The sequence below is a fragment of the Candidatus Pseudoscillospira sp. SGI.172 genome, assembly GCF_050313575.1.
In the GTDB taxonomy this organism is placed as follows: Bacteria; Bacillota; Clostridia; order Oscillospirales; family Oscillospiraceae; genus Vermiculatibacterium.
The window spans coordinates 37,092-55,761 of sequence record NZ_JBNPLQ010000018.1; the positions used below are offsets into that span (position 1 = coordinate 37,092).

Genomic DNA, 18,670 nt, shown 5'->3' on the forward strand with positions numbered 1-18,670 from the left:
CAAAGGCGGAAACCAATGAAGTATCAGGCCGTTTTTTTCGATTTTGACTATACGCTTGGAGATGCCACGGCCTCCATTTATGAGGGCTTTGCCTACGCGTTCTCCCAGATGGGCTATCCGGCCCCTGGGCTGGAGGAAGTGCGGCGCACGGTGGGCCACATACTGGAGGATGAGTTCACCATGCTCACCGGAGAGGACGATCCGGCCCGGCGGGCGGAGTTCCGCCGCTGGTTCCAGGAGAAGGTGGGAGACACCCAGGCGGAAAAGACCGTCCTGCTCCCCGGTGCGGAGGAGCTGCTGCGGGCCCTCCGGGGTGCGGGGGTGAAGGTGGGGGTGGTCACCAGCAAGCGGGCGACCACTCTGGAAAAGATCCTGACGCGCTATGGGCTGACCGAGCTGATGAACTATACCGTGGGCGGAGAAAACGTCAGGTGTCCCAAGCCCGACCCCGAGGGACTCAATGGAGGGATGGCCGCCCTGGGGGTGGGCCCCGCCAATGTGCTCTACTGCGGAGATACGGTCATCGACGCCGAGACGGCCCGGCGGGCCGGAGTGGATTTTGCGGCCGTTTTGAACGGCACCACCCCCGCCGGAGACTTTACAAACTATCCCAGCGTCCATATCTCTCCGGACCTCCCCGATCTGCGGGCCTGGCTCGGATTGTAAAAGGAACTTGAAAAGATGCCCCCGGGACGGCGTTTTTGCCGTCCCGGGGGCATCTTTTTGCCTAAAATGGGAAATGTAAAGAAAAACAGGACTTTACACACACTTTACAAAAGCCTGAGAGACAACTTTACAAAGGGCCGGTATACTAAAAAATGTCCCAGGAATTGAAATGATTGTATGTATGATTGGAGAATGAAGAGAATGAAAAAGACTGCTTCCATGATTCTTTCCGCCGCCCTGTGCGTGGGCCTGCTGGCCGCCTGCGGCGGCAACGGCGGTTCCACCGAAAGTGCCGCTCCCGCCGAAAGCTCCGCCCCTGCCCAGAGCGCCGCCGCCGCCCTGTCCGGCACTGTGTCCACCAACGGCTCCACCTCCATGGAGAAGGTGATGGGCGCTCTCATCGAGCAGTTTAAGACCGTGGAGCCCGGCATCACCGTGACCTATGATCCCACCGGTTCCGGCACCGGCATCGAGGCCGCTTCCAACGGCTCTGCCGATATCGGCCTGTCCTCCCGCGGCCTGAAGGACGAGGAGAAGGCGAACCTTACCGAGACCGTCGTCGCCAAGGACGGCATCGCCGTGATCGTCAATCCTGAAAACGGTGTGGAAGACCTGACCGTGGAGCAGATCGCCGCCATCGCCAAGGGCGAGATCACCAACTGGTCCGAGGTGGGCGGCGCCGACGGCGAGATCGCCTTCATCGGCCGTGAGGCCGGCTCCGGCACCCGCGGCGCCTTTGAGGAGCTGACCGAGACCGTCGACGGCTGCAAGTACACTCAGGAGCTGACTTCCACCGGTGCCGTCATCACCGCTGTCTCCACCACCCCCAATGCCATCGGCTACGCCTCCCTGTCCAGCGTGGAGGATTCCGTCAAAGCCCTGAAGGTGGGCGGCGTGGAGTGCACCGAGGAGACTGTTCTGGACGGTACCTACGCCATCCAGCGTCCCTTTGTCTTTGCCACCAAGACCGGCAGTACCCTCAGCGAGGCTGCGCAGGCCTTCTATGACTTCGCCATGGATCCCGCCAACGCCGGGCTCTACACTACCGCCGGCGTGGTTCCCGCCAACAGCTGAACCGCTTCCCCACTCTTTGACATTCGGCGCTCCCCGGCACCCCGCTGGGGAGCGCCGAGTTCTCACGATTGGACTTTACCGCTTCTTTACGAAAGGTGGCCACGCCTATGACCCGCACAAAACAAGACCCCGGCGCGCCGGGGGTGAAAAAACGGGGAGCCCGGGATCTGCTGGAGAAGGGAATGAACGGCCTGTTCTTCCTCTGCGGCCTGGTAGCCGTGGCCTTCGTCCTCTTTATCACGGCTTACCTGGTCATTTCCGGCCTTCCCGCCATTCGCCAGATCGGCCTGACCGACTTCCTATTTGGGACCGAGTGGGCCTCCACCAACAAGACAGATCCCAAATTCGGCATCCTGCCTTTTATTCTCACCTCTATTTACGGCACGGCCGGGGCCATCGTGATCGGTGTGCCGGTGGGCTTTCTCACGGCGGTATTTCTCTCCAAACTGGCTCCCCGCCGGACGGCGGCGGTGATCCGGACAGCGGTGGATCTGCTGGCCGGCATTCCCTCAGTGGTCTATGGTCTCATCGGCATGACGGTGCTGGTGCCCGCCGTGCGGGTGGCCTTCGACCTGTCCTCGGGTGCCACCCTGCTGGCGGCCATGGTGGTGCTGGCGGTGATGATCCTCCCCTCCATCATCTCGGTGTCCGAGACCGCTCTCAACGCGGTTCCCAAGGAGTATGAGGAGGCGTCCCTGGCCCTGGGGGCCACTGAGATCGAGACCTATTTCCGGGTGAGCGCCCCCGCCGCCGCCAGCGGTATCGCCGCCGCCGTGGTGCTTGGCATCGGGCGGGCCATCGGCGAGGCTATGGCCATCATGATGGTGGCGGGCAACGTGGCCAACATGCCCGGCCTCTTCAAAAGCGTCCGCTTCCTCACCACCGCCATCGCCTCCGAGATGTCCTATTCCTCGGTGGGAAGCCTCCAGCGCAACGCCCTGTTCTCCATTGCCCTGGTGCTGTTCCTCTTTATCATGCTCATCAACATCCTGCTCAACGCCCTGCTCAAACGGGATCGGAACAAAGGATAGAATTTCGGAGAAAGGGATGTTATACTGATGGAAATGAAACACCTCTCCCCCCGGCGGGTGCTCTATGACCGGGTGCTGCGGTTTCTCCTCTATTTTTCCGCCCTGCTCACCTGCACGATGCTGGTGGTGCTGATCGGATATATTTTCTACCGGGGCCTGCCCGAGGTGTCCTGGGAGATGCTGACCACTGAGCCCAGCGTTCTGCGGGACGTCATCGGCATCCTGCCCAACCTCATCAACACCCTGGCGCTCATCGTGGGGACCCTGCTCATCGTCCTGCCTCTGGGCGTGGGAGCCGCCATCTACCTCACCGAGTACGCCAGGAGCCGCCGGGTGGTGGAGCTCATCGAATTTGCCACCGAGACCCTTACCGGCATCCCCTCCATCCTCTACGGCCTGGTGGGCATGCTCTTCTTCGTCCAGTTCCTGGGCTGGGGCGGCTCCATCCGGGCGGGCATCTTCACCCTGGTCATCATGATCCTGCCCACCATCGTCCGCACCACCCAGGAGTCCCTCAAGACGGTGCCCCAGGCCTACCGGGAGGCCGCCCTGGGACTGGGCAGCGGCAAGTGGCATATGATCCGCACGGTGGTGCTTCCCTCCTCGGTGGACGGGATCGTCACCGGCTGCATCCTGTCCATCGGACGCATCGTGGGAGAGTCGGCCGCCCTGCTTTACACCGCGGGCTCGGCCTCGGTGCTGGTGGGGAGCCTGAGAAAGCTGCTCACCACCTCCGGCGGGAGCCTGACCGTGGCCCTCTACATGTACACCATGGAGCGGGGCAAGATCGCCACCGGCTTCGCCATCGCGTCCATCCTCATGATCCTCACCCTGGTCATCAATCTGTCCGCCAAATGGCTGGGCGGAAAACTCAAACGAAAGTAAGGAGGGGCGAATCTATGGAAGTGCAGAGTCCCATCATCGCCACCCGTGGCCTGGATCTCTGGTATGGCCAGACCCAGGCGCTCCACAGCATTGATATCGACATTCCGGAAAAACAGGTCACAGCCCTCATCGGCCCCTCCGGCTGCGGCAAGTCCACCTTCCTCAAGACCCTGGATCGGATGAACGATCTGGTGCCCGGGATCAAAATCACCGGCTCGGTGACCTACCGGGGGCAGGAGATCTACGATCCCCAGGTGGATGTGACGTGGCTGCGCAAGCAGGTGGGCATGGTGTTCCAAAAGCCCAATCCTTTCCCCATGTCCATTTACGACAACATCGCCTACGGCCCCCGGACCCACGGGGTGCGCAACAAGGCGGCGCTGGACGATATTGTGGAGAAGTCCCTTCGGGGCGCGGCCATCTGGGACGAGGTGAAGGACCGGCTGAAGAAGTCGGCCCTGGGTCTCTCCGGCGGTCAGCAGCAGCGGGTGTGCATCGCCCGGGCCCTGGCGGTGGAGCCGGACATCCTTCTCATGGATGAGGCCACCTCCGCTCTGGACCCCATCTCCACCTCCAAGATCGAGGACCTGATCTCCGATCTGAAGCGGGAGTACACCATTATCATCGTCACCCATAACATGCAGCAGGCCACCCGGGTGTCCGACAAGTGCGCCTTTTTCCTGCTGGGGCAGCTCATTGAATTTGGGGACACCACCCAGCTCTTCTCGGTGCCCCGGGATAAGCGCACCGAGGATTATATCACCGGACGGTTCGGATAAGGAGGCAGGAAAATGAGAAAGACCTTTGACGCCGAGCTCCAGGAGCTCAACTACGAGATGATCAACATGGCCGCCGCCGCCGAGGACGCCATCGACACGGTGACCCAGTCCCTCTCCGCCGACGAGGAATCCTCGGCCCGGGAGGCCATGGAGCTGACCCGGAGCATGGACGAGATGGAGCGGGACATTGAAAACCGCTGCTTCCGCCTTCTGCTCCAGCAGCAGCCGGTGGCCCGGGATCTGCGGACGGTGTCGGCGGCGCTGAAGATGGTCACCGACCTCCAGCGCATCGGCGACCAGTGCGCCAATATCGCCGAGCTCTCCCTGCTGTGGCCGGGCACCACCCAGAAGGCCCAGGATCTGGCCAACATCCGGGCCATGAGCCAGAAGGCCGCCGTCATGGTGAAGCGCTCCATTTTCGCCTACGCCAACCGGGATGTGGAGGCCGCCAAGGCGGTCATCGACCTGGACGACGAGGTGGATGAGCTCTTTCAGCGGGTCAAGCGGGAGCTGGTGGAGCTGCTGGTGGAGAGCCGGGAGGAGGCCGACCGGGCCATTGACCTCATCATCATCGCCAAGTATCTGGAGCGCATCGCCGACCACGCGGTGAACATCGCCCAGTGGGGCATCTACTGCGTCACCGGCGAGCTTGTGGGGTAAACAAAGACAGGGGGGAGAGAGCATGGCGGACGCCATTGTGGTGGTGGAAGACGACGAGAGCATCCGGGAGATGCTGCGCTATTACTTCCAGACCGTAGGTTATGAGGCCAGGGGGTACGATTCGGGAGAGGCCATGCTCACGGGCGAGGCGGGGCTGACGCCCCCCGCCCTGTATATCCTGGATATTATGCTCCCCGGAATGGACGGTGTGGAGATCCTGCGCCGTCTGCGCGCCGGGGGAGCTACGGCGGAGGTTCCGGTGATCTTTCTCACCGCCCGCACCGCCGAGATGGACCGGGTGGCCGGACTGGAGGCGGGGGCGGACGACTATGTGGTCAAGCCCTTCGGTATCATGGAACTCCAGGCCCGGGTCAAGGCGGTGCTCCGTCGGGCCAAGGGGCCCGCAGGCCGGGTGCTCCGGCTGGGCGAGCTGGAGATCGACTCCGCCGCCCGGGAGGTGCGCCGGGCAGGGGAGCCGGTGGAGCTGACCTACAAGGAATTTGAACTGCTGCGGCTGCTGGCTTCCCGCCGGGGCGTGGCCCTTACCCGGGATGAGATCCTCCGGGCCGTGTGGGACTACGACTACACCGGCGAGACCCGCACCGTGGACATGCACGTCAAGGCCCTCCGCCAGAAGCTGGGCGAGCACATCATCGACACCGTCCGCGGCGTCGGCTATAAAATTCCCTGACCTGCTTTTTCCTGGAAAGAAAAAGCAGGCAAAAATAAGTCCCGTAGTTTTGCTGTTTCGTATGGAAGAAGCAGACAAAAAGAACTTTCATATTTTACTGCCGGGAGGGAGAGACTTGAAAAAACGATTGACGGCGGGCACCATGCTCATTGTGGTGCTGGCCCTGCTGATCTCCGGCGCGGTGGAGGTCTGGACTCTCCACCAGCGGGAGATGGACACCGCCCGCCAGAGTCTGCACGAGCTGCTGAACATGGTGGACGCACAGAATCAGGTCACCGACCCCGAGCGGGCCATGGCGGTGTTTCGCGCCGCCGCCCCGGAGAAACGGCTGACCCTCATTGCCCCGGACGGCAGCGTGGTGGTCGACTCGGACAGCGCGACCACGGAAAACCATGCCGACCGGCCGGAGTTTCAGGCTGCCCTTCAAACGGGCTGGGGAGAGGCCACACGTCCCTCCGAGACGGTGGGGATGCCCCTGTTTTATGTGGCGAAAACCTTTACCGACGGCATTGTGGGCCGGGCGGCCATGCCGCTGTCCTCCATCGACACCCTGGTGCGCTCTGGACTGTTCCCGCTGGGCGTGGCCACGCTGGCCGCCCTGCTGCTGGCCTTCCTGCTGGCCGGACGGATGGCCCGGCGGCTGCTGGAGCCTCTGAACGTGGTGGGCGATGCCATCCAGGGGGTGCTGGACGGGACCGGGACCGGCGAGGAGCTGGCCGGTTACGAGGGGGACGACGAGCTGAGGCCCATCCTTCGCTATCTGGAAAAGCTCATCGGCCGGCTGGGGGAGTATCTGGACCAGGTGAAGGCCGAGCGGGACAAGGTGGGACTGATTCTGGACTGCATGGACGAAGGACTCCTTCTCCTGGATGAGGAGGATGACATACTGGCCATCAACCGGGCCGCCCGCAAGCTCTTTGGCCTGAGCGAGGGGGCGGAGGGGGGCAGTGTCCAGGTCCTCATGCGGAGCCGGAGAGTGCGTCAGGCACTGGAGGATACCCGCAGGGACAAGACTCCCGTGGTCCTGGACCTCACCGATCCCGCCTTCGCCGGGCGGGAGCTGCGGATGTTCCTCTCCCCGGTCACCGGGCGGCGGTACGAGGGGGAGAGCGTGGGTACCTCGGTACTCATCTCCGATGTCACCGAGCTGAAAAAAGCGGAGGGGATCCGGGCCCAGTTTACCGCCAACGTCTCCCATGAGCTCAAGACTCCCCTCACTTCCATCAAGGGCTTTACCGACATGCTGGCCACCGGGATGGTGAAAAGCGAGGAGGATCAGAAGCGCTTCCTCACCATGATCGGAGTAGAGGTAGATCGCCTGATTGAGCTGATCAACGACATTTTGAAGCTCTCTGAGCTGGAGAGCGTGGCCATCGACCAGAGCGAGGAGTCCGCCTCGCCGCTGGACACCGCCCGGGAAGTGGCCGGACTGCTGGGCCCGGAGGCAGGCGCGGCAGGCGTGACGATGGAGATCGGCGGCCAGCCGGGGCTGGCCCGGATCTCTGCCGGGCGGCTCAAGGAGCTGCTGCTGAATCTGATGGAAAACGGTGTGAAGTACAATGAACCCGGCGGGCGGGTGAGTGTGGCCGTGGCCGCGGAGGGCGCGGACATGACGATCACGGTTTCAGATACGGGTATCGGCATTCCCCCCGAGGCTCAGGAGCGGATCTTCGAGCGGTTCTACCGGGTGGACCGGGGCCGTGCCCGGAAAAACGGCGGTACCGGTCTGGGGCTGGCCATCGTCAAGCATATCTGCCAGCTCTACGGCGGCTCGGTGTCTCTGAAGAGCGAGCCGGGCAAAGGGAGCGTGTTCACCGTCCGCCTGCCCGCGGGCGGCACGGAGGAATAAAAGAGACCGCCGGGAGTGGGGCTATTTGCCCCGCTCCCGGCGGAATGCTTCCATTTCCTCCTCATCCTTGACCTCCAGATCCCGCAGGCCCGCCCGACCCTCCATGTGGTGGGTCAGCTCGTGGGCCAGGGTTGTGTAGAGCTCCCCGGCCCAGTCCCATTCCGTCCACTCCTCCAGCTTGGCTAGGGCGGCGAAGGAGCCGTAGTAGAGCACGATGCGGCGGCCCAGCAGATCGTCGAAAAACTCTCCCATGAGGTAGAGGTTTTCTCCGGGGCAGTCCGGGTCCTCCTTTTTCTCCGCCTCCAGCAGGATGCCCCCGCTGAGTTCCTCAAAAAACTCCGGCGGAAACTCCTCTGCCATTTCATCCAGCAGTTTTCCCACGCGGTCAAAGGAAAGGATCATGTCGTAACCTCCCGATTTATTCCGAAAAAAGGAAAAATAACGCTTGCAATCTATGAGAACTTTTTGTATAATATTCGACAATGTGAAAATGAGGAGGGAAAAGAGATGCAGAACCGGAAGTGTGAAAAACGGGCCCGGAAGACCGTCTTTTTTCTGTTCCCTATTTTCGTTTTCCTCGTAGACCGGCAGGAATGCCGGTATTTTTTTGCCCATTTGGGCGGTGTGTGAGAGATGAAAGGAGAATCCGAATGAAGGAAACGAAAACCAACGCGGGAAAGGGCCCCATCCGGGACGCCAGGACTCTGGGTCTGCCTAAGATGCTGGTGCTGGGCCTCCAGCACATGTTCGCCATGTTCGGCGCCACGGTGCTGGTGCCCATTCTGGTCAACACCTACGGCCTGCCCCTGTCCATTCAGACAACGCTGTTTTTCGCCGGTGTGGGGACCCTGTTCTTCCACCTGTGTACCAAGATGAAGGTGCCCGCCTTCCTGGGATCCTCCTTCGCCTTTCTGGGCGGCTTCGCCGCCATCGGGGCTATGGATGCCGGGATCTACGCCTCCATGAGCGGGGCCGAAAAGCTCCAGTACGCCTGCGGCGGTGTCGTGGTGGCGGGCCTTCTCTATGTTGTGCTGGCGCTTGTTATTAAAGCTGTTGGCGTTCACAAGGTGATGCATTTCCTGCCCCCCGTGGTCACCGGCCCCATCATCATTCTCATCGGCCTCAACCTGGCTCCCTCTGCCGTCAACAACGCCTCCACCTGCTGGTGGCTGGCCCTGGTGGCCATGGCCATCATCATTGTGGCCAATATCTGGGGCAAGGGCATGATCAAGATCATCCCCATCCTGCTGGGCGTGGTGGGCGCGTATGTGGTGGCCGTCATCGGCAACGCCATGGGCGCCACCGTCATTGTGGACGCCGCTTCCGGCACCACCGGCCCCATGCTGAACTTCTCCGGGATGGCCGAGGCGAGTCTCATCGGCCTGCAGCCCTTCTTCACCAACTTCTCCGGCAGCGTGGCCAAGTTCGATCTCTCCGCAGTCATGGTGATGGCCCCCATCGCCATCGCCTCCATGATGGAGCACATCGGCGACATGTCCGCCATCTCCGCCACCGTGGGGGAGAACTTCATTGAAGATCCGGGCCTCCACCGCACCCTGGTGGGCGACGGCATTGCCACTGCCATGGCGGGCCTCTTCGGCGGCCCGGCCAACACCACCTACGGCGAGAACACCGGCGTGCTGGTCCTCTCCCAGGTCCACGATCCCCGGGTGGTACGGCTGGCCGCCCTCTATGCCGTGATCCTCTCCTTCAGCCCCAAGTTCGCCGTGCTGGTCAATTCCATCCCGGCCGCCATCATCGGCGGCGTGAGCTTCATTCTCTACGGCATGATCTCCGCCATCGGCGTGCGCAACGTGGTGGAGAACCAGGTGGATTTCACCAACTCCCGCAACCTCATCATCGCCGCCGTCATCCTGGTCTGCGGCCTGGGCTTTACCGGGGGGCTGACCTTCACCGTGGGTGGGGCCACCATCACCCTGACCAGTCTGGCCATCGCGGCCATCGCGGGCATCGTCCTCAACGCCATCCTCCCCGGCAATGACTTCCGCTTCGGCCAGAGCGCCAACGCCGACACCGCCGCGTCTCTGGGACGGTATTAAAGGAAGAAACAGGGACCGAGTCAAACGAAACCATCAGAGCGGTCTCCCGGCGGCAAGCCGGGGGACCGCTTGTTGTTTTCCCCTTCCGTTTGGGAGGCCGCCGCTACGCGGCCTGGACGGTGAAGGTCAGCAGCAGGCGGCCCTCCTGTCCGTCGGGGGCGGTGACAAAGGCCCCCGACTGGTTTTCGACGTTGGCAAACCGGGCGCTTTGTGTCATGCGCAGACCTCGGTAGGTGACGTCATAGTTCCAGTCCTCGTCGGAGATTTGATCCAGCCACTGCTTGGGCTTGAAGTTCAGACAGTTGATCCCGGGAAGGGTCCCTGCATAGGCCAGCAGGCCCAGGGACTGTGGGGTGTTCAGGCAGGACAGGGGAAAAAAGCTGCCGGTGAACTCGGACCGGTATTGAAATCCCGTGACAGTCCCGGCAGTGAGGAGAGGCGTCCACTGGCTGGAATGGCTGGGGAAAAGCTCCATGGAGAAGCCCCCTGTGCCGTCCTCCGCGGCTGACGGCCTTCCGTCTGGGCCGAGAGGGCGGGCGTCCAGATCGAAGTAACGCAGATAGAAATTGTAGTTGTCGTAAAATTTTGCCTCGTTCAGCTCACCCCGGTGCGGGGGGAGCTGCCCCTGGAGGGTGATCAGCACCACAACGGCCAAGCAGGCTGCCTGAGCCCCCACGAAGGCGAAGCATCGCCAGGTGTTCTCGGGGATGTCCATGCGCTGGGCCCGGCCGTCGGAGGCGTTCCACTCCCAGGGGTTGCGCTCTCCCTCGGAGCACAGAGAAGCGCTCTTGTAGAGCCGATACAGATTGTAGATGGGGATGCCCCAGCCAAGGCCCCGGGAAAAAAGAAGAGAGAGCCGCTTTCGGGCGTCAGAGAGGGAGAGCGGACTGCCGTCGGCATCCCGCAGGACGATGCCAAAGAGAAGCTTGCCCGGATGCAGCAGAAGCGGCTCCAGAAGACATGAGGGCAAAGCCCAGATAGCCCTCCAGGAGGGCGATAAAGGCTTTGGCGGTCAGGTTGGGAGACAGGTGGAGCACCAGCACCTCCACCGCCGTGATGGGCAGGCCATACAAAGCCAGATCCAGCATGCGGGCAAAATACCGCCGCCAGGGATGCCCCGGCGCGGGGGGAAGTTCATCGGCGGGGGGAGCGAACCGCTCCGAGGCCGGGGCCCGGTCCAGTTCCTCCAGCCAGGGGTGGGCGTCCAGCTGCTGATATTCCGTTCCGGCTGCCCGAAGCTGGGCGCAGACTGCCCGGGCCCGGTCCAGGGCCGACTGGTCCCGCCCCAGCTGGCCGAGCTGTTTCTCCAGTGCCTCGGCCAGTGTGAGCTCCCCGGCCTGGAGCCTGCGCAGGGTGTTCAGGTCCAAGTGGAGCCGCCGGAGGAGTTTGATCTTCTCCAGCGCCGCGGCGTCCTCGGGGCTGTAATCCCGGTAGCCGTTGGCAGACCGGGCGGGGGAGAGCAGACCCTCCTGCTCATAAAAACGGATGTTGGCCCGGGTCATCCCCACGGCCTCTTCCAGTTCTTTGATGGTCATCATACCACCTCCTGGGGGCAGTATAGAGGGTCAAGGGGCTTTACAGTCAAGTGTTTTGCGGCTAAATGGAAAAAACCCCTATTTCGGTTTCCGCATGGTCAGGGCGATGCGCTTTTTCTTCTCATCCACCTCCAGCACCCAGACGGTGACCACGTCTCCCACGGCGCACACCTCCCCGGGATGCTTCACCCGGTGCTCGGAGAGCTGGCTGATGTGGACCAGGCCGTCCTGGTGGACGCCGATGTCCACAAAGGCGCCGAAGTCGATGACGTTGCGCACCGTGCCGGTGAGCTCCATCCCGGGCTTGAGGTCCTTCAGATCCATCACGTCGGTGCGCAGATGGGGGGCGGGCAGCTCGTCCCGGGGGTCCCGGCCGGGTTTCATCAGCTCCTTGACCACGTCCCGGAGGGTGGGCAGTCCGATGTCCAGCTCCCGGGCGGCCCGCTCCTCCCCGTAGGCGGACAGCCGGCGGGGAAGCTCCTCCAGCGCTCCGGCGGCCACCGCCTTCCGGTCGTAACCACTCAGGCGCAGCAGCCCCTCGGCGGCGGCGTAGCTCTCCGGGTGGACGCCAGTGCGGTCCAGCACATCCGCACTCTCAGGCACACGAAGGAAGCCTGCGCACTGCTGGAAGGTCTTGGGTCCCAGCTTGGGCACCTTCAAAAGCTGCTTCCGGGCGGTGAAGGCCCCGTGTTCCTCCCGATAGGCCACCACGTTTTTGGCGGTGGTCTGATTCAGGCCGGCCACCCGGGCCAGCAGGGGGGCGGAGGCGGTGTTCAGGTCGGCCCCCACGGCGTTGACGCAGTCCTCCACCACGCCGGAGAGGGTCTCGTCCAGACGGGCCTGGGGCATGTCGTGCTGATACTGCCCCACGCCGATGGCCTTGGGGTCGATCTTCACCAGCTCCGCCAGGGGGTCCTGGAGCCGCCGGGCGATGGAGACCGCCGAGCGGAGGTTCACATCGTACTGGGGGAATTCCTCCGCCGCCAGCTTGGAAGCGGAGTAGACGCTGGCTCCCGCCTCGCTCACCACCATATAGCTCACGCCGCTCCCCACCTCCCGGATGAGCTCAGCGGTCATGCACTCGGTCTCCCTGGAGGCGGTGCCGTTTCCGATGGCGATGGCGGTGACACCGTACCTGCGGATGAGCCGGGCCAGGGTGTCCATGGCCTCCCGCTTCCTGCGGTCGGAGAGGGTGGGGTAGACCACCGCCGTATCCAGCACCTTGCCTGTGGGATCCACCACCGCTACCTTGCAGCCGTTGCGGTAGCCGGGATCCAGGCCCATGGTGACCTTCCCCTTCACCGGCGGCTGCATCAGCAGGGGCTTCAGATTGGCCCCGAACATGCGGATGGCCCCCTCATTGGCCTGCTCGGTGAGAGAATTTCGGATCTCCCGCTCCGCCGAGGGCTGGATGAGCCGGTCCCAGGCGTCCTCCGCGGCGGCGCGGACAAAGGCCATGGCCGCCGAGCCGGGCCGGACCGCCCGGCGGCAGATGAGGGGGAGCACCAGTCCCCGGTCCAGCTCCACATCCACCTTTAAAATGTCCTCCCGCTCTCCCCGGTTGACCGCCAGGATCTGGTGTCCCTGGAGTCGGGAGAGGGGGGAGCGGAAGTCGTAGTAGAGGCGGTAGACGGTGTCCTCGGGCTGGGCGGCCCTGGCTCTGGATACCAGGAACGCCCGCCGTTCATAGAGGGCGCGCAGAGCCTTGCGGAGTTCGGCGTCGTCCGAAATGTCCTCGGCGATGATGTCGCGGGCCCCGGCCAGGGCCTCCTCCACCGTCTCCACGCCCAGCTCTGGATTGACATAAGCCTGGGCGGCCTTCTCAGGGGCGGGGCAGTCCGGGGCCTGCGCGAATAAAAGCCGGGCCAGAGGCTCCAGGCCCTTCTCCCGGGCGATGGCGGCCCGGGTGCGGCGCTTCTGCTTGTAGGGGCGGTAAAGGTCCTCCACCTCAGCCAGGGTGGCGGCAGCGGCAATGGCGGCGGAGAGCTCCTCCGTGAGTTTTCCCTGCTCTTCGATGGAGCGGCAGACCTCCTCCCTGCGCTTGTCCAGATTGCGGAGGTACTGGAGCCGGTCGGCCAGGCTGCGGAGGACGGTGTCGTCCATGGCGCCGTGGAGCTCCTTGCGGTAGCGGGCGATAAAGGGGATGGTGTTGCCCTCGTCCAGCAGGGTGACCACGTTATTGACATAATTCTCCTTCTGGCCCAGTTCCCGGGCCAGAAGGGTGACAATGGATTCCATAGGGTAAACTCCTTTGAGCCGGAAAGATGATTTGTGAGGCGGGTTGGATTTTATCGGATCAGCAGCGCCAGCGTCCCGGCGGTGAGCAGCCCCAGCCCCAGCCCGGCGCGGCGGCTGAGCTTCTCCCCCAGGAAGATCCGGGAGAAGGCCACCGTGACCAGGATGCTCAGCTTGTCGATGGGGGCCACCACGCTGGCCGGGCCGTCCTGGAGGGCGCAGTAGTAGAAGAGCCAGGAGCCGCCGGTAGCAAAGCCGGAGAGGACCAGGAAGAGCCAGCTCCTCCCCTCGATGGCGGGGATCTCGCGCTGTTTTCCCCGGGCCAGGACAATGAGCCAGGCCATGGCCAGCACCACCAGAGTGCGGATGGCAGTGCCCAGGTTGGACTCCACCCCCTGGATGCCCACCTTGCCCAGAATGGAGGTGAGGCTGGCAAACACGGCGGAGAGAGCGGCCCAGAAGAACCAGCCCCGTCCCTGGGGGGCCGGCGGATCGGCGGGCACCGCCTTCCGCTCCAGCATCAGGTAGGTGCCTGTCAGCATGAGAGCCATGCCCACCGCCTTGGGGAGGGTAATGGATTCGTGGAGGAAGAGAAAGGCCAGGAGCATGGTCAGCACGGTGCTGGATTTGTCGATGGGAGCCACCTGATTCACCGAGCCGATCTGGAGGGCGCGGAAGTAGCAGATCCAGGAAGCGCCGGTGGCAAAGCCGGAGAGGATGAGAAAGAGCCAGGTTCGGGGCTCCACATCCCGGATGGTGCCCTGAGAGCCCGCCAAAAAGACCATGATCCAGGCAAAGAGAGCCACCACTATGGTGCGCAGGGCAGTGGCCAAATGGGAGTTGACGTTTTTGACGCCGATCTTCGCCAGCACGGCGGTGAGTCCGGCAAAGAGGGCGGAGGCAAAGGCATGGACGATCCACATCACAGCAACACGATCCTTTCCACCCGATTATACGCCATTCCGGGCATGCCTGTCCAGAAGAAGCCGAAAAGGGGGCCGGGGAAATTAGTTTTTCTAATGGGACGGTTAACACAATCCGTTTGACTTTTTTCCCGCCCCGGATACAATGCGGGAGAACGACAAAGACCCCTTTGACCGGGAGAGCCCGCTTCACTACCGAAACTTTCCCATCATTATCCGCAGTCTGCGAAAAGGAGTGTCAAATATGGCAAATACCCCGGAAGTGGTTCAGCTGGAGGCCTCCCCGTAGCCGGCCTGGACTGCATGGAACTCAACCTGTCCGGCGCCCACGCCCCCTACTTTACCCGCGATGCGGTGGTCCTCACCGACTCCGACGGCCGCACCGGCCTGGGAGAGGTCCCCGGCAGACAGAAGATCACCAAGGCGCTGGAGGATGTGAAGCACCTTGTGGAGGACTCCAGCCTTGGCGCCTACAAAAATACCCTCAAGCAGGTCGGAGACTGGCTTGCCGCCCACATCCAGGACGATGTGCGGGGGCAGCAGACCTTTGACCTCCGTACCGGTGTCCACGTAGTCACCGCCAACGAAGCGCCGCTGCTGGATCTGCTGGGCCAGTATCTCGAGGTGCCTGCCGCCGCCCTGCTGGGGGACGGGATCCAGCGCAGCGAGGTGCGTTTCCTGGGTTGCCTTTTCTATGTGGGTGAGCGGAACAAGACCGATCTTCCCTATTGCGCCGAGTCGGACAGCGGCTGCGACTGGTACCGGCTGCGCCACGAGGAGGCACTGCCCCCCGATGCCGTGGTGGCCCTGGCCCGGGCGGCTGCTGCTGGTGTCTGTGGGCAAGGCCGGCTGGTCCATGGCCCGGGCCGCCTGGGAAAGCCTGGGGGAGCGGGTGGACGGCGGGATCGTCATCACCAAGCACGGACACGCCCAGGGCCCCATCGGGCCGCTGACCCTCCGGGAGGATCTTCGGGACGTGACGCGCCAGCTGCTGGCCAGCGGGGCGGATATCGTGGAGATGAACACCGTACGCAAGTGCCTGTGCGGGGGAAAGGGGGGCGGTTCGCGCTCCACTGTCCCCCTGCCCGGGGGCTGGAGGTGGTTCTCTCCGACATTATTGGGGATCCTCTGGACATGATTGCCTCCGGCCCGGCCCATCCGGACCGCTCTACCTGTGCGGAGGCCGAGGAGATCGTCCGGCGGTACAGCCTGAAGCCGCCGCCCGGGCCTGCCGGGAGCCGGGCTACGAGCCGGTGATCCTCACCGACAGCTTGGACTGTGAGGCCCGGGAGGCGGGGAACTTTTTGGCGGCGGTGGCCCGAAGCCATCAAAACACCGACCGTTCTCTGGCTTTCCTGGCGGGGAGCGGATCTGTTTGGAGTCCTTCGGGATAACGACGCCTACCATGCCCTGGCGGCCTGCGGAGGGCTGATCGTCACCGGCGGCACGGGCACCAATGTCAACGACGTGTCGGTGGTCCTCATCCGCCGCTGAAGCGGACATCGGCGCTCCCCGGGAGGTTTTCTCCGCGGGGGGCGCTTTTTGCAGTTTTACAAGGGAGGGAACGGGATTGGAGACCAGACAGATCAGCTATATGTTAGCCATTGCGGAGACCGGGAGCGTCACAAAGGCCGCCGAAGGGCTGTTTATCGCCCAGTCGGCCCTGGATCAGCAGCTTTTGAAGCTGGAGCGGGAGCTGGGGGCCTGGCTGTTTCACAGCGCCAGAAACCGGCTCGTTCCCACAGAGGCGGGGGAGATCTATCTCCGGTATGCCCGGCAGATGCTGGGACTGAAGGAGGAGGCCTATCGGATCATTCAGGATCTGGCGGCCCGCGCCGCGGACGCCATTCTCCCGGGGGCGGACGTGGCGCTCAAGCCCGACCTGGTGGTGGCCGCCGCCCCCGAGAGCGGTGCCGCCACGCATGCGGGGGTGCTTTCCGGCCGTATCGAGTGTCTTTTTGACCACGGGTTTCGCCAGGGATCGGTGATCGAGGGCTCTGGATGGGGGACCGGACCGGCCGGGCCATGCGGGCCGCCGGGTACGATCACGTCTGCGGGCGTCACGGAGTGCCTTTTTACGATCGGAAGGAGGACGAGACACGAAAGGTGGACACGCCCTTCGGGCCAATGGAGATCTGCCGCCGGGCGCTGATGCGCCCAGGGCCTTTTTTGGCGGGTATGTGTCAAAACGGTGAATCGTGCATAAAATACCTGTGTCCAAAGGCGGACTGATTTCAGCCGGAAGCACCGGCGAAAGGGATGGTTCTATGTGCGGCATCGCCGGATTCTGCGATTTCAGCCGGGACAACACCGCTCCCCTGTGGGGAGAGATCGGCATACGGATGGGAGAAACGCTCAATCACAGGGGCCCGGACGGGAAGGGACAGTGGCAGGGATCTGCCGGAGTTCTGGTCCACCGGAGGCTGGCGGTCATTGATCCGGAAAACGGCGCCCAGCCCATGGAGCGGCATCTGGGCACCGCCCCCTATGTGCTCACCTACAACGGGGAACTCTACAACACGCCGGAACTGCGCCGGGCCCTCAAGGCCCAGGGATATACGTTCACCACCCGCACCGACACGGAGGTCCTCCTCTATGCATATATGGAGTACGGGGAAGAGGTTGGGCGGCATCTGGAGGGGATCTACGCCTTTGTTTTGTGGGATGGGCTGCAGCAGAAATTTTTTGCCTGCCGGGATCGCTTTGGGGTCAAGCCTCTTTTTTATGCCAAGCATGGAACCACATTGATCTTTGCCTCAGAGCTGAAAAGTCTCTTTCAGTATCCCGGTCTGGAGCCCCGGGCGGACGGGGACACCTGGCGGGAGGTGCTTGGCCTGGGGCCTGCGCGGACGCCGGAGAGCGGCGTCTTTGCCGGGGTGAAAGCTCTGGCGCCGGGGAGCTGGCTGACCTTTGACGCCGCAGGGGTGCGGAAGGGGCGCTACTGGTCCCTGGAGAGCCGCCCCCATACCGACGACTACGAGACCACGGTGGAACGGGTGCGGGAGCTGGTCACCGGGGCGATCACCCGGCAGCTTGTGAGTGACGTGCCGCTTTGCACCTTTCTCTCCGGCGGGCTGGACTCCAGTGTCATCACCGCTGTGGCGGCCAGGGATTATCTGCGCCGGGGACTGCCCCCTCTGGAGACGTATTCCTTTGATTATACTGATAACGAAATGTATTTTAAGCCGTCTATATTTCAGCCTGACAACGACGCGCCCTGGGTAAAGCGGATGGTGGAGACCTTTCACACCCGGCACACGGCGCTTACCTGCCCCATTCCAACCCTCGCCGAGCTCCTTCCTGCGGCCGCCCGGTACAAGGACCTGCCCGGTATGGCGGATGTAGATGCCTCCCTCCTCTATTTTTGCGGCCAGGTGGCAAAGACCCACACGGTGGCCCTCTCGGGGGAGTGCGCCGACGAGGTGTTTGGCGGCTACCCCTGGTTTGAGCGCAGCGAGCTGCTGAACGCCGGCACGTTTCCCTGGTGCGTGGACTTGAGCCCCCGGGCGGAGATCTTTGCACCCCTCTGGAAAACGTTCCACATAGAAGATTATGTAAATCAAACCTACCGTGGCTGGATCGCCTCCACGCCCCGGCTGGAGGGGGAGCGGGCGGAGGACGCCCGGCAGCGGGAGGTGGGGTGGCTCAACCTCAACTGGTTCATGGCCACGCTCCTGGACCGGAAGGACCGGATGAGCATGGCCTCCGGGCTGGAGGTGCGGGTGCCTTTCTGTGATTACCGTCTGGTGGAGTATGTGTGGAACATTCCCTGGGGGATGAAGGCCATGGGCGGGCGGCGCAAGCAGGTGCTGCGGGACGCGGCGGAGGGGCTGCTGCCGGAGGATGTGCGCCTGCGGCCCAAGTCTCCCTACCCCAAGACCCACAATCCCCTCTATGAGCAGCTGGTGCGGGCGGGGGTGCTCACCCTGCTGGACGACCGGGACGCCCCGATCCACAGTCTGGTGGACGCAGAGGCGCTGCGGGCGGGGCTGCTCCAGAATGCGGGGGATTACGGCAAGCCCTGGTTCGGGCAGCTCATGGCGGGGCCGCAGATGCTGGCCTATCTCATCCAGCTCAACGCCTGGATGCTGGAGTTTGGCCTTCATCTTTAAAAACTGGAAAAGGCGGCCTCCTGTGCGGTCTGAACCGTCCCCTGTCAAGTAGACAGGTAAAAAAAGAAAAATTATGCCACGAGGGTCTGGTTCCTGTAAGCAATGGGAGCCAGACCCTTTAACTTAGCTTGAAGCCGCCTTGTATTGTAAAAGTCCATGTATTCGTCGAC

At 63.4% G+C, this 18,670-nt stretch carries 17 protein-coding genes and 2 pseudogenes; 13 read left to right on the plus strand and 6 right to left on the minus strand.

The window, feature by feature from the left end:
- Positions 1-15: 15 nt before the first annotated feature.
- The 8 genes from ACQRD3_RS08380 to ACQRD3_RS08415 all read left to right on the plus strand — a co-directional run bounded on the left by ACQRD3_RS08380 (position 16) and on the right by ACQRD3_RS08415 (position 7,635).
- Positions 16-666: an HAD family hydrolase gene (locus ACQRD3_RS08380; protein WP_427780957.1), complete on the plus strand. Its 651-nt coding sequence runs from the start codon at positions 16-18 to the stop codon at positions 664-666.
- Positions 667-867: 201 nt separating this feature from the next.
- On the plus strand, positions 868-1,740 hold the full coding sequence (locus tag ACQRD3_RS08385; protein ID WP_427780959.1) for a phosphate ABC transporter substrate-binding protein: 873 nt from the start codon (positions 868-870) through the stop codon (positions 1,738-1,740).
- A 182-nt stretch (positions 1,741-1,922) separates the two neighbouring features.
- Positions 1,923-2,771 carry a phosphate ABC transporter permease subunit PstC gene (pstC, locus tag ACQRD3_RS08390; RefSeq protein WP_427780979.1) on the plus strand — a complete coding sequence of 283 codons (849 nt, stop codon included), beginning with the start codon at positions 1,923-1,925 and terminating at the stop codon, positions 2,769-2,771.
- Positions 2,772-2,798: 27 nt separating this feature from the next.
- Positions 2,799-3,656: a phosphate ABC transporter permease PstA gene (gene pstA, locus ACQRD3_RS08395; RefSeq protein WP_080906214.1), complete on the plus strand. Its 858-nt coding sequence runs from the start codon at positions 2,799-2,801 to the stop codon at positions 3,654-3,656.
- Between the two features lie 14 nt (positions 3,657-3,670).
- Positions 3,671-4,435, plus strand: coding sequence for a phosphate ABC transporter ATP-binding protein PstB (pstB, locus tag ACQRD3_RS08400; RefSeq protein WP_427780961.1), 765 nt, complete (start codon positions 3,671-3,673; stop codon positions 4,433-4,435).
- A gap of 12 nt (positions 4,436-4,447) precedes the next feature.
- A complete protein-coding gene (gene phoU / locus ACQRD3_RS08405) occupies positions 4,448-5,095 on the plus strand; it encodes a phosphate signaling complex protein PhoU (protein ID WP_080906216.1) in 648 nt (215 codons plus the stop codon).
- Between the two features lie 22 nt (positions 5,096-5,117).
- Positions 5,118-5,786 (plus strand): response regulator transcription factor, encoded by a 669-nt coding sequence (locus tag ACQRD3_RS08410; protein WP_427780963.1) that lies wholly within the window; start codon positions 5,118-5,120, stop codon positions 5,784-5,786.
- A gap of 115 nt (positions 5,787-5,901) precedes the next feature.
- Complete coding sequence (locus tag ACQRD3_RS08415; RefSeq protein WP_080906218.1) at positions 5,902-7,635, plus strand: ATP-binding protein; 1,734 nt, start codon at positions 5,902-5,904, stop codon at positions 7,633-7,635.
- A gap of 21 nt (positions 7,636-7,656) precedes the next feature.
- Here the strand turns inward: ACQRD3_RS08415 and ACQRD3_RS08420 are convergent, their stop codons facing one another.
- The gene (locus ACQRD3_RS08420) at positions 7,657-8,037 is read right to left on the minus strand and encodes a metallopeptidase family protein (RefSeq protein ID WP_427780966.1); all 381 of its coding nucleotides are present in this window, start codon (positions 8,035-8,037) and stop codon (positions 7,657-7,659) included.
- A 248-nt stretch (positions 8,038-8,285) separates the two neighbouring features.
- Between ACQRD3_RS08420 and ACQRD3_RS08425 the strand changes: the two genes are divergently transcribed.
- Positions 8,286-9,695, plus strand: coding sequence for a uracil-xanthine permease family protein (locus ACQRD3_RS08425; RefSeq protein WP_427780968.1), 1,410 nt, complete (start codon positions 8,286-8,288; stop codon positions 9,693-9,695).
- Positions 9,696-9,798: 103 nt separating this feature from the next.
- Here ACQRD3_RS08425 and ACQRD3_RS08430 read toward each other — a convergent pair whose 3' ends face one another.
- The 4 genes from ACQRD3_RS08430 to ACQRD3_RS08445 form a co-directional block, all read right to left on the minus strand.
- Complete coding sequence (locus ACQRD3_RS08430) at positions 9,799-10,665, minus strand: hypothetical protein (protein WP_427780969.1); 867 nt, start codon at positions 10,663-10,665, stop codon at positions 9,799-9,801.
- Positions 10,565-11,230, minus strand: coding sequence for a MerR family transcriptional regulator (locus ACQRD3_RS08435; protein WP_427780971.1), 666 nt, complete (start codon positions 11,228-11,230; stop codon positions 10,565-10,567). The genes ACQRD3_RS08430 and ACQRD3_RS08435 overlap by 101 nt, the downstream gene beginning before the upstream one ends.
- A 78-nt stretch (positions 11,231-11,308) precedes the next feature.
- Positions 11,309-13,468, minus strand: a complete 2,160-nt coding sequence (locus ACQRD3_RS08440) for a Tex family protein (RefSeq protein ID WP_427780973.1) — start codon at positions 13,466-13,468, stop codon at positions 11,309-11,311.
- A 50-nt stretch (positions 13,469-13,518) separates the two neighbouring features.
- Complete coding sequence (locus tag ACQRD3_RS08445) at positions 13,519-14,388, minus strand: EamA family transporter (protein WP_427780974.1); 870 nt, start codon at positions 14,386-14,388, stop codon at positions 13,519-13,521.
- Between the two features lie 244 nt (positions 14,389-14,632).
- Between ACQRD3_RS08445 and gudD the strand changes: the two are divergent.
- From gudD to asnB, 4 genes and pseudogenes are all read left to right on the plus strand, one after another.
- Positions 14,633-15,207: pseudogene (gudD, locus tag ACQRD3_RS08450) on the plus strand (glucarate dehydratase); the annotation flags it as partial.
- Positions 15,089-15,882, plus strand: a pseudogene (locus ACQRD3_RS08455) (DUF4147 domain-containing protein). The pseudogenes gudD and ACQRD3_RS08455, both read left to right, overlap by 119 nt.
- Positions 15,883-15,958: 76 nt before the next feature.
- The gene (locus tag ACQRD3_RS08460; protein WP_158082895.1) at positions 15,959-16,540 is read left to right on the plus strand and encodes a LysR family transcriptional regulator; all 582 of its coding nucleotides are present in this window, start codon (positions 15,959-15,961) and stop codon (positions 16,538-16,540) included.
- Between the two features lie 115 nt (positions 16,541-16,655).
- The gene (asnB, locus tag ACQRD3_RS08465; RefSeq protein WP_427780977.1) at positions 16,656-18,500 is read left to right on the plus strand and encodes an asparagine synthase (glutamine-hydrolyzing); all 1,845 of its coding nucleotides are present in this window, start codon (positions 16,656-16,658) and stop codon (positions 18,498-18,500) included.
- Between the two features lie 71 nt (positions 18,501-18,571).
- On the opposite strand, the gene ACQRD3_RS08470 is transcribed toward asnB, so the two are convergent.
- Positions 18,572-18,658 (minus strand): IS3 family transposase, encoded by an 87-nt coding sequence (locus ACQRD3_RS08470; protein WP_427780981.1) that lies wholly within the window; start codon positions 18,656-18,658, stop codon positions 18,572-18,574.
- Between the last annotated feature and the right edge of the window lie 12 nt (positions 18,659-18,670).

Coding starts and splice junctions, on each gene's coding strand:
- ACQRD3_RS08470 (WP_427780981.1), bottom strand. CDS start 18,658: ATGGACTTTTACAATACAAGGCGGCTTCAAGCTAAGTTAAAGGGTCTG.
- ACQRD3_RS08420 (WP_427780966.1), bottom strand. CDS start 8,037: ATGATCCTTTCCTTTGACCGCGTGGGAAAACTGCTGGATGAAATGGCA.
- ACQRD3_RS08435 (WP_427780971.1), bottom strand. CDS start 11,230: ATGACCATCAAAGAACTGGAAGAGGCCGTGGGGATGACCCGGGCCAAC.
- ACQRD3_RS08440 (WP_427780973.1), bottom strand. CDS start 13,468: ATGGAATCCATTGTCACCCTTCTGGCCCGGGAACTGGGCCAGAAGGAG.
- pstC (WP_427780979.1), top strand. CDS start 1,923: ATGAACGGCCTGTTCTTCCTCTGCGGCCTGGTAGCCGTGGCCTTCGTC.
- pstA (WP_080906214.1), top strand. CDS start 2,799: ATGGAAATGAAACACCTCTCCCCCCGGCGGGTGCTCTATGACCGGGTG.
- asnB (WP_427780977.1), top strand. CDS start 16,656: ATGTGCGGCATCGCCGGATTCTGCGATTTCAGCCGGGACAACACCGCT.
- ACQRD3_RS08380 (WP_427780957.1), top strand. CDS start 16: ATGAAGTATCAGGCCGTTTTTTTCGATTTTGACTATACGCTTGGAGAT.
- pstB (WP_427780961.1), top strand. CDS start 3,671: ATGGAAGTGCAGAGTCCCATCATCGCCACCCGTGGCCTGGATCTCTGG.
- ACQRD3_RS08410 (WP_427780963.1), top strand. CDS start 5,118: ATGGCGGACGCCATTGTGGTGGTGGAAGACGACGAGAGCATCCGGGAG.
- ACQRD3_RS08425 (WP_427780968.1), top strand. CDS start 8,286: ATGAAGGAAACGAAAACCAACGCGGGAAAGGGCCCCATCCGGGACGCC.
- ACQRD3_RS08385 (WP_427780959.1), top strand. CDS start 868: ATGAAAAAGACTGCTTCCATGATTCTTTCCGCCGCCCTGTGCGTGGGC.
- ACQRD3_RS08445 (WP_427780974.1), bottom strand. CDS start 14,388: ATGTGGATCGTCCATGCCTTTGCCTCCGCCCTCTTTGCCGGACTCACC.
- phoU (WP_080906216.1), top strand. CDS start 4,448: ATGAGAAAGACCTTTGACGCCGAGCTCCAGGAGCTCAACTACGAGATG.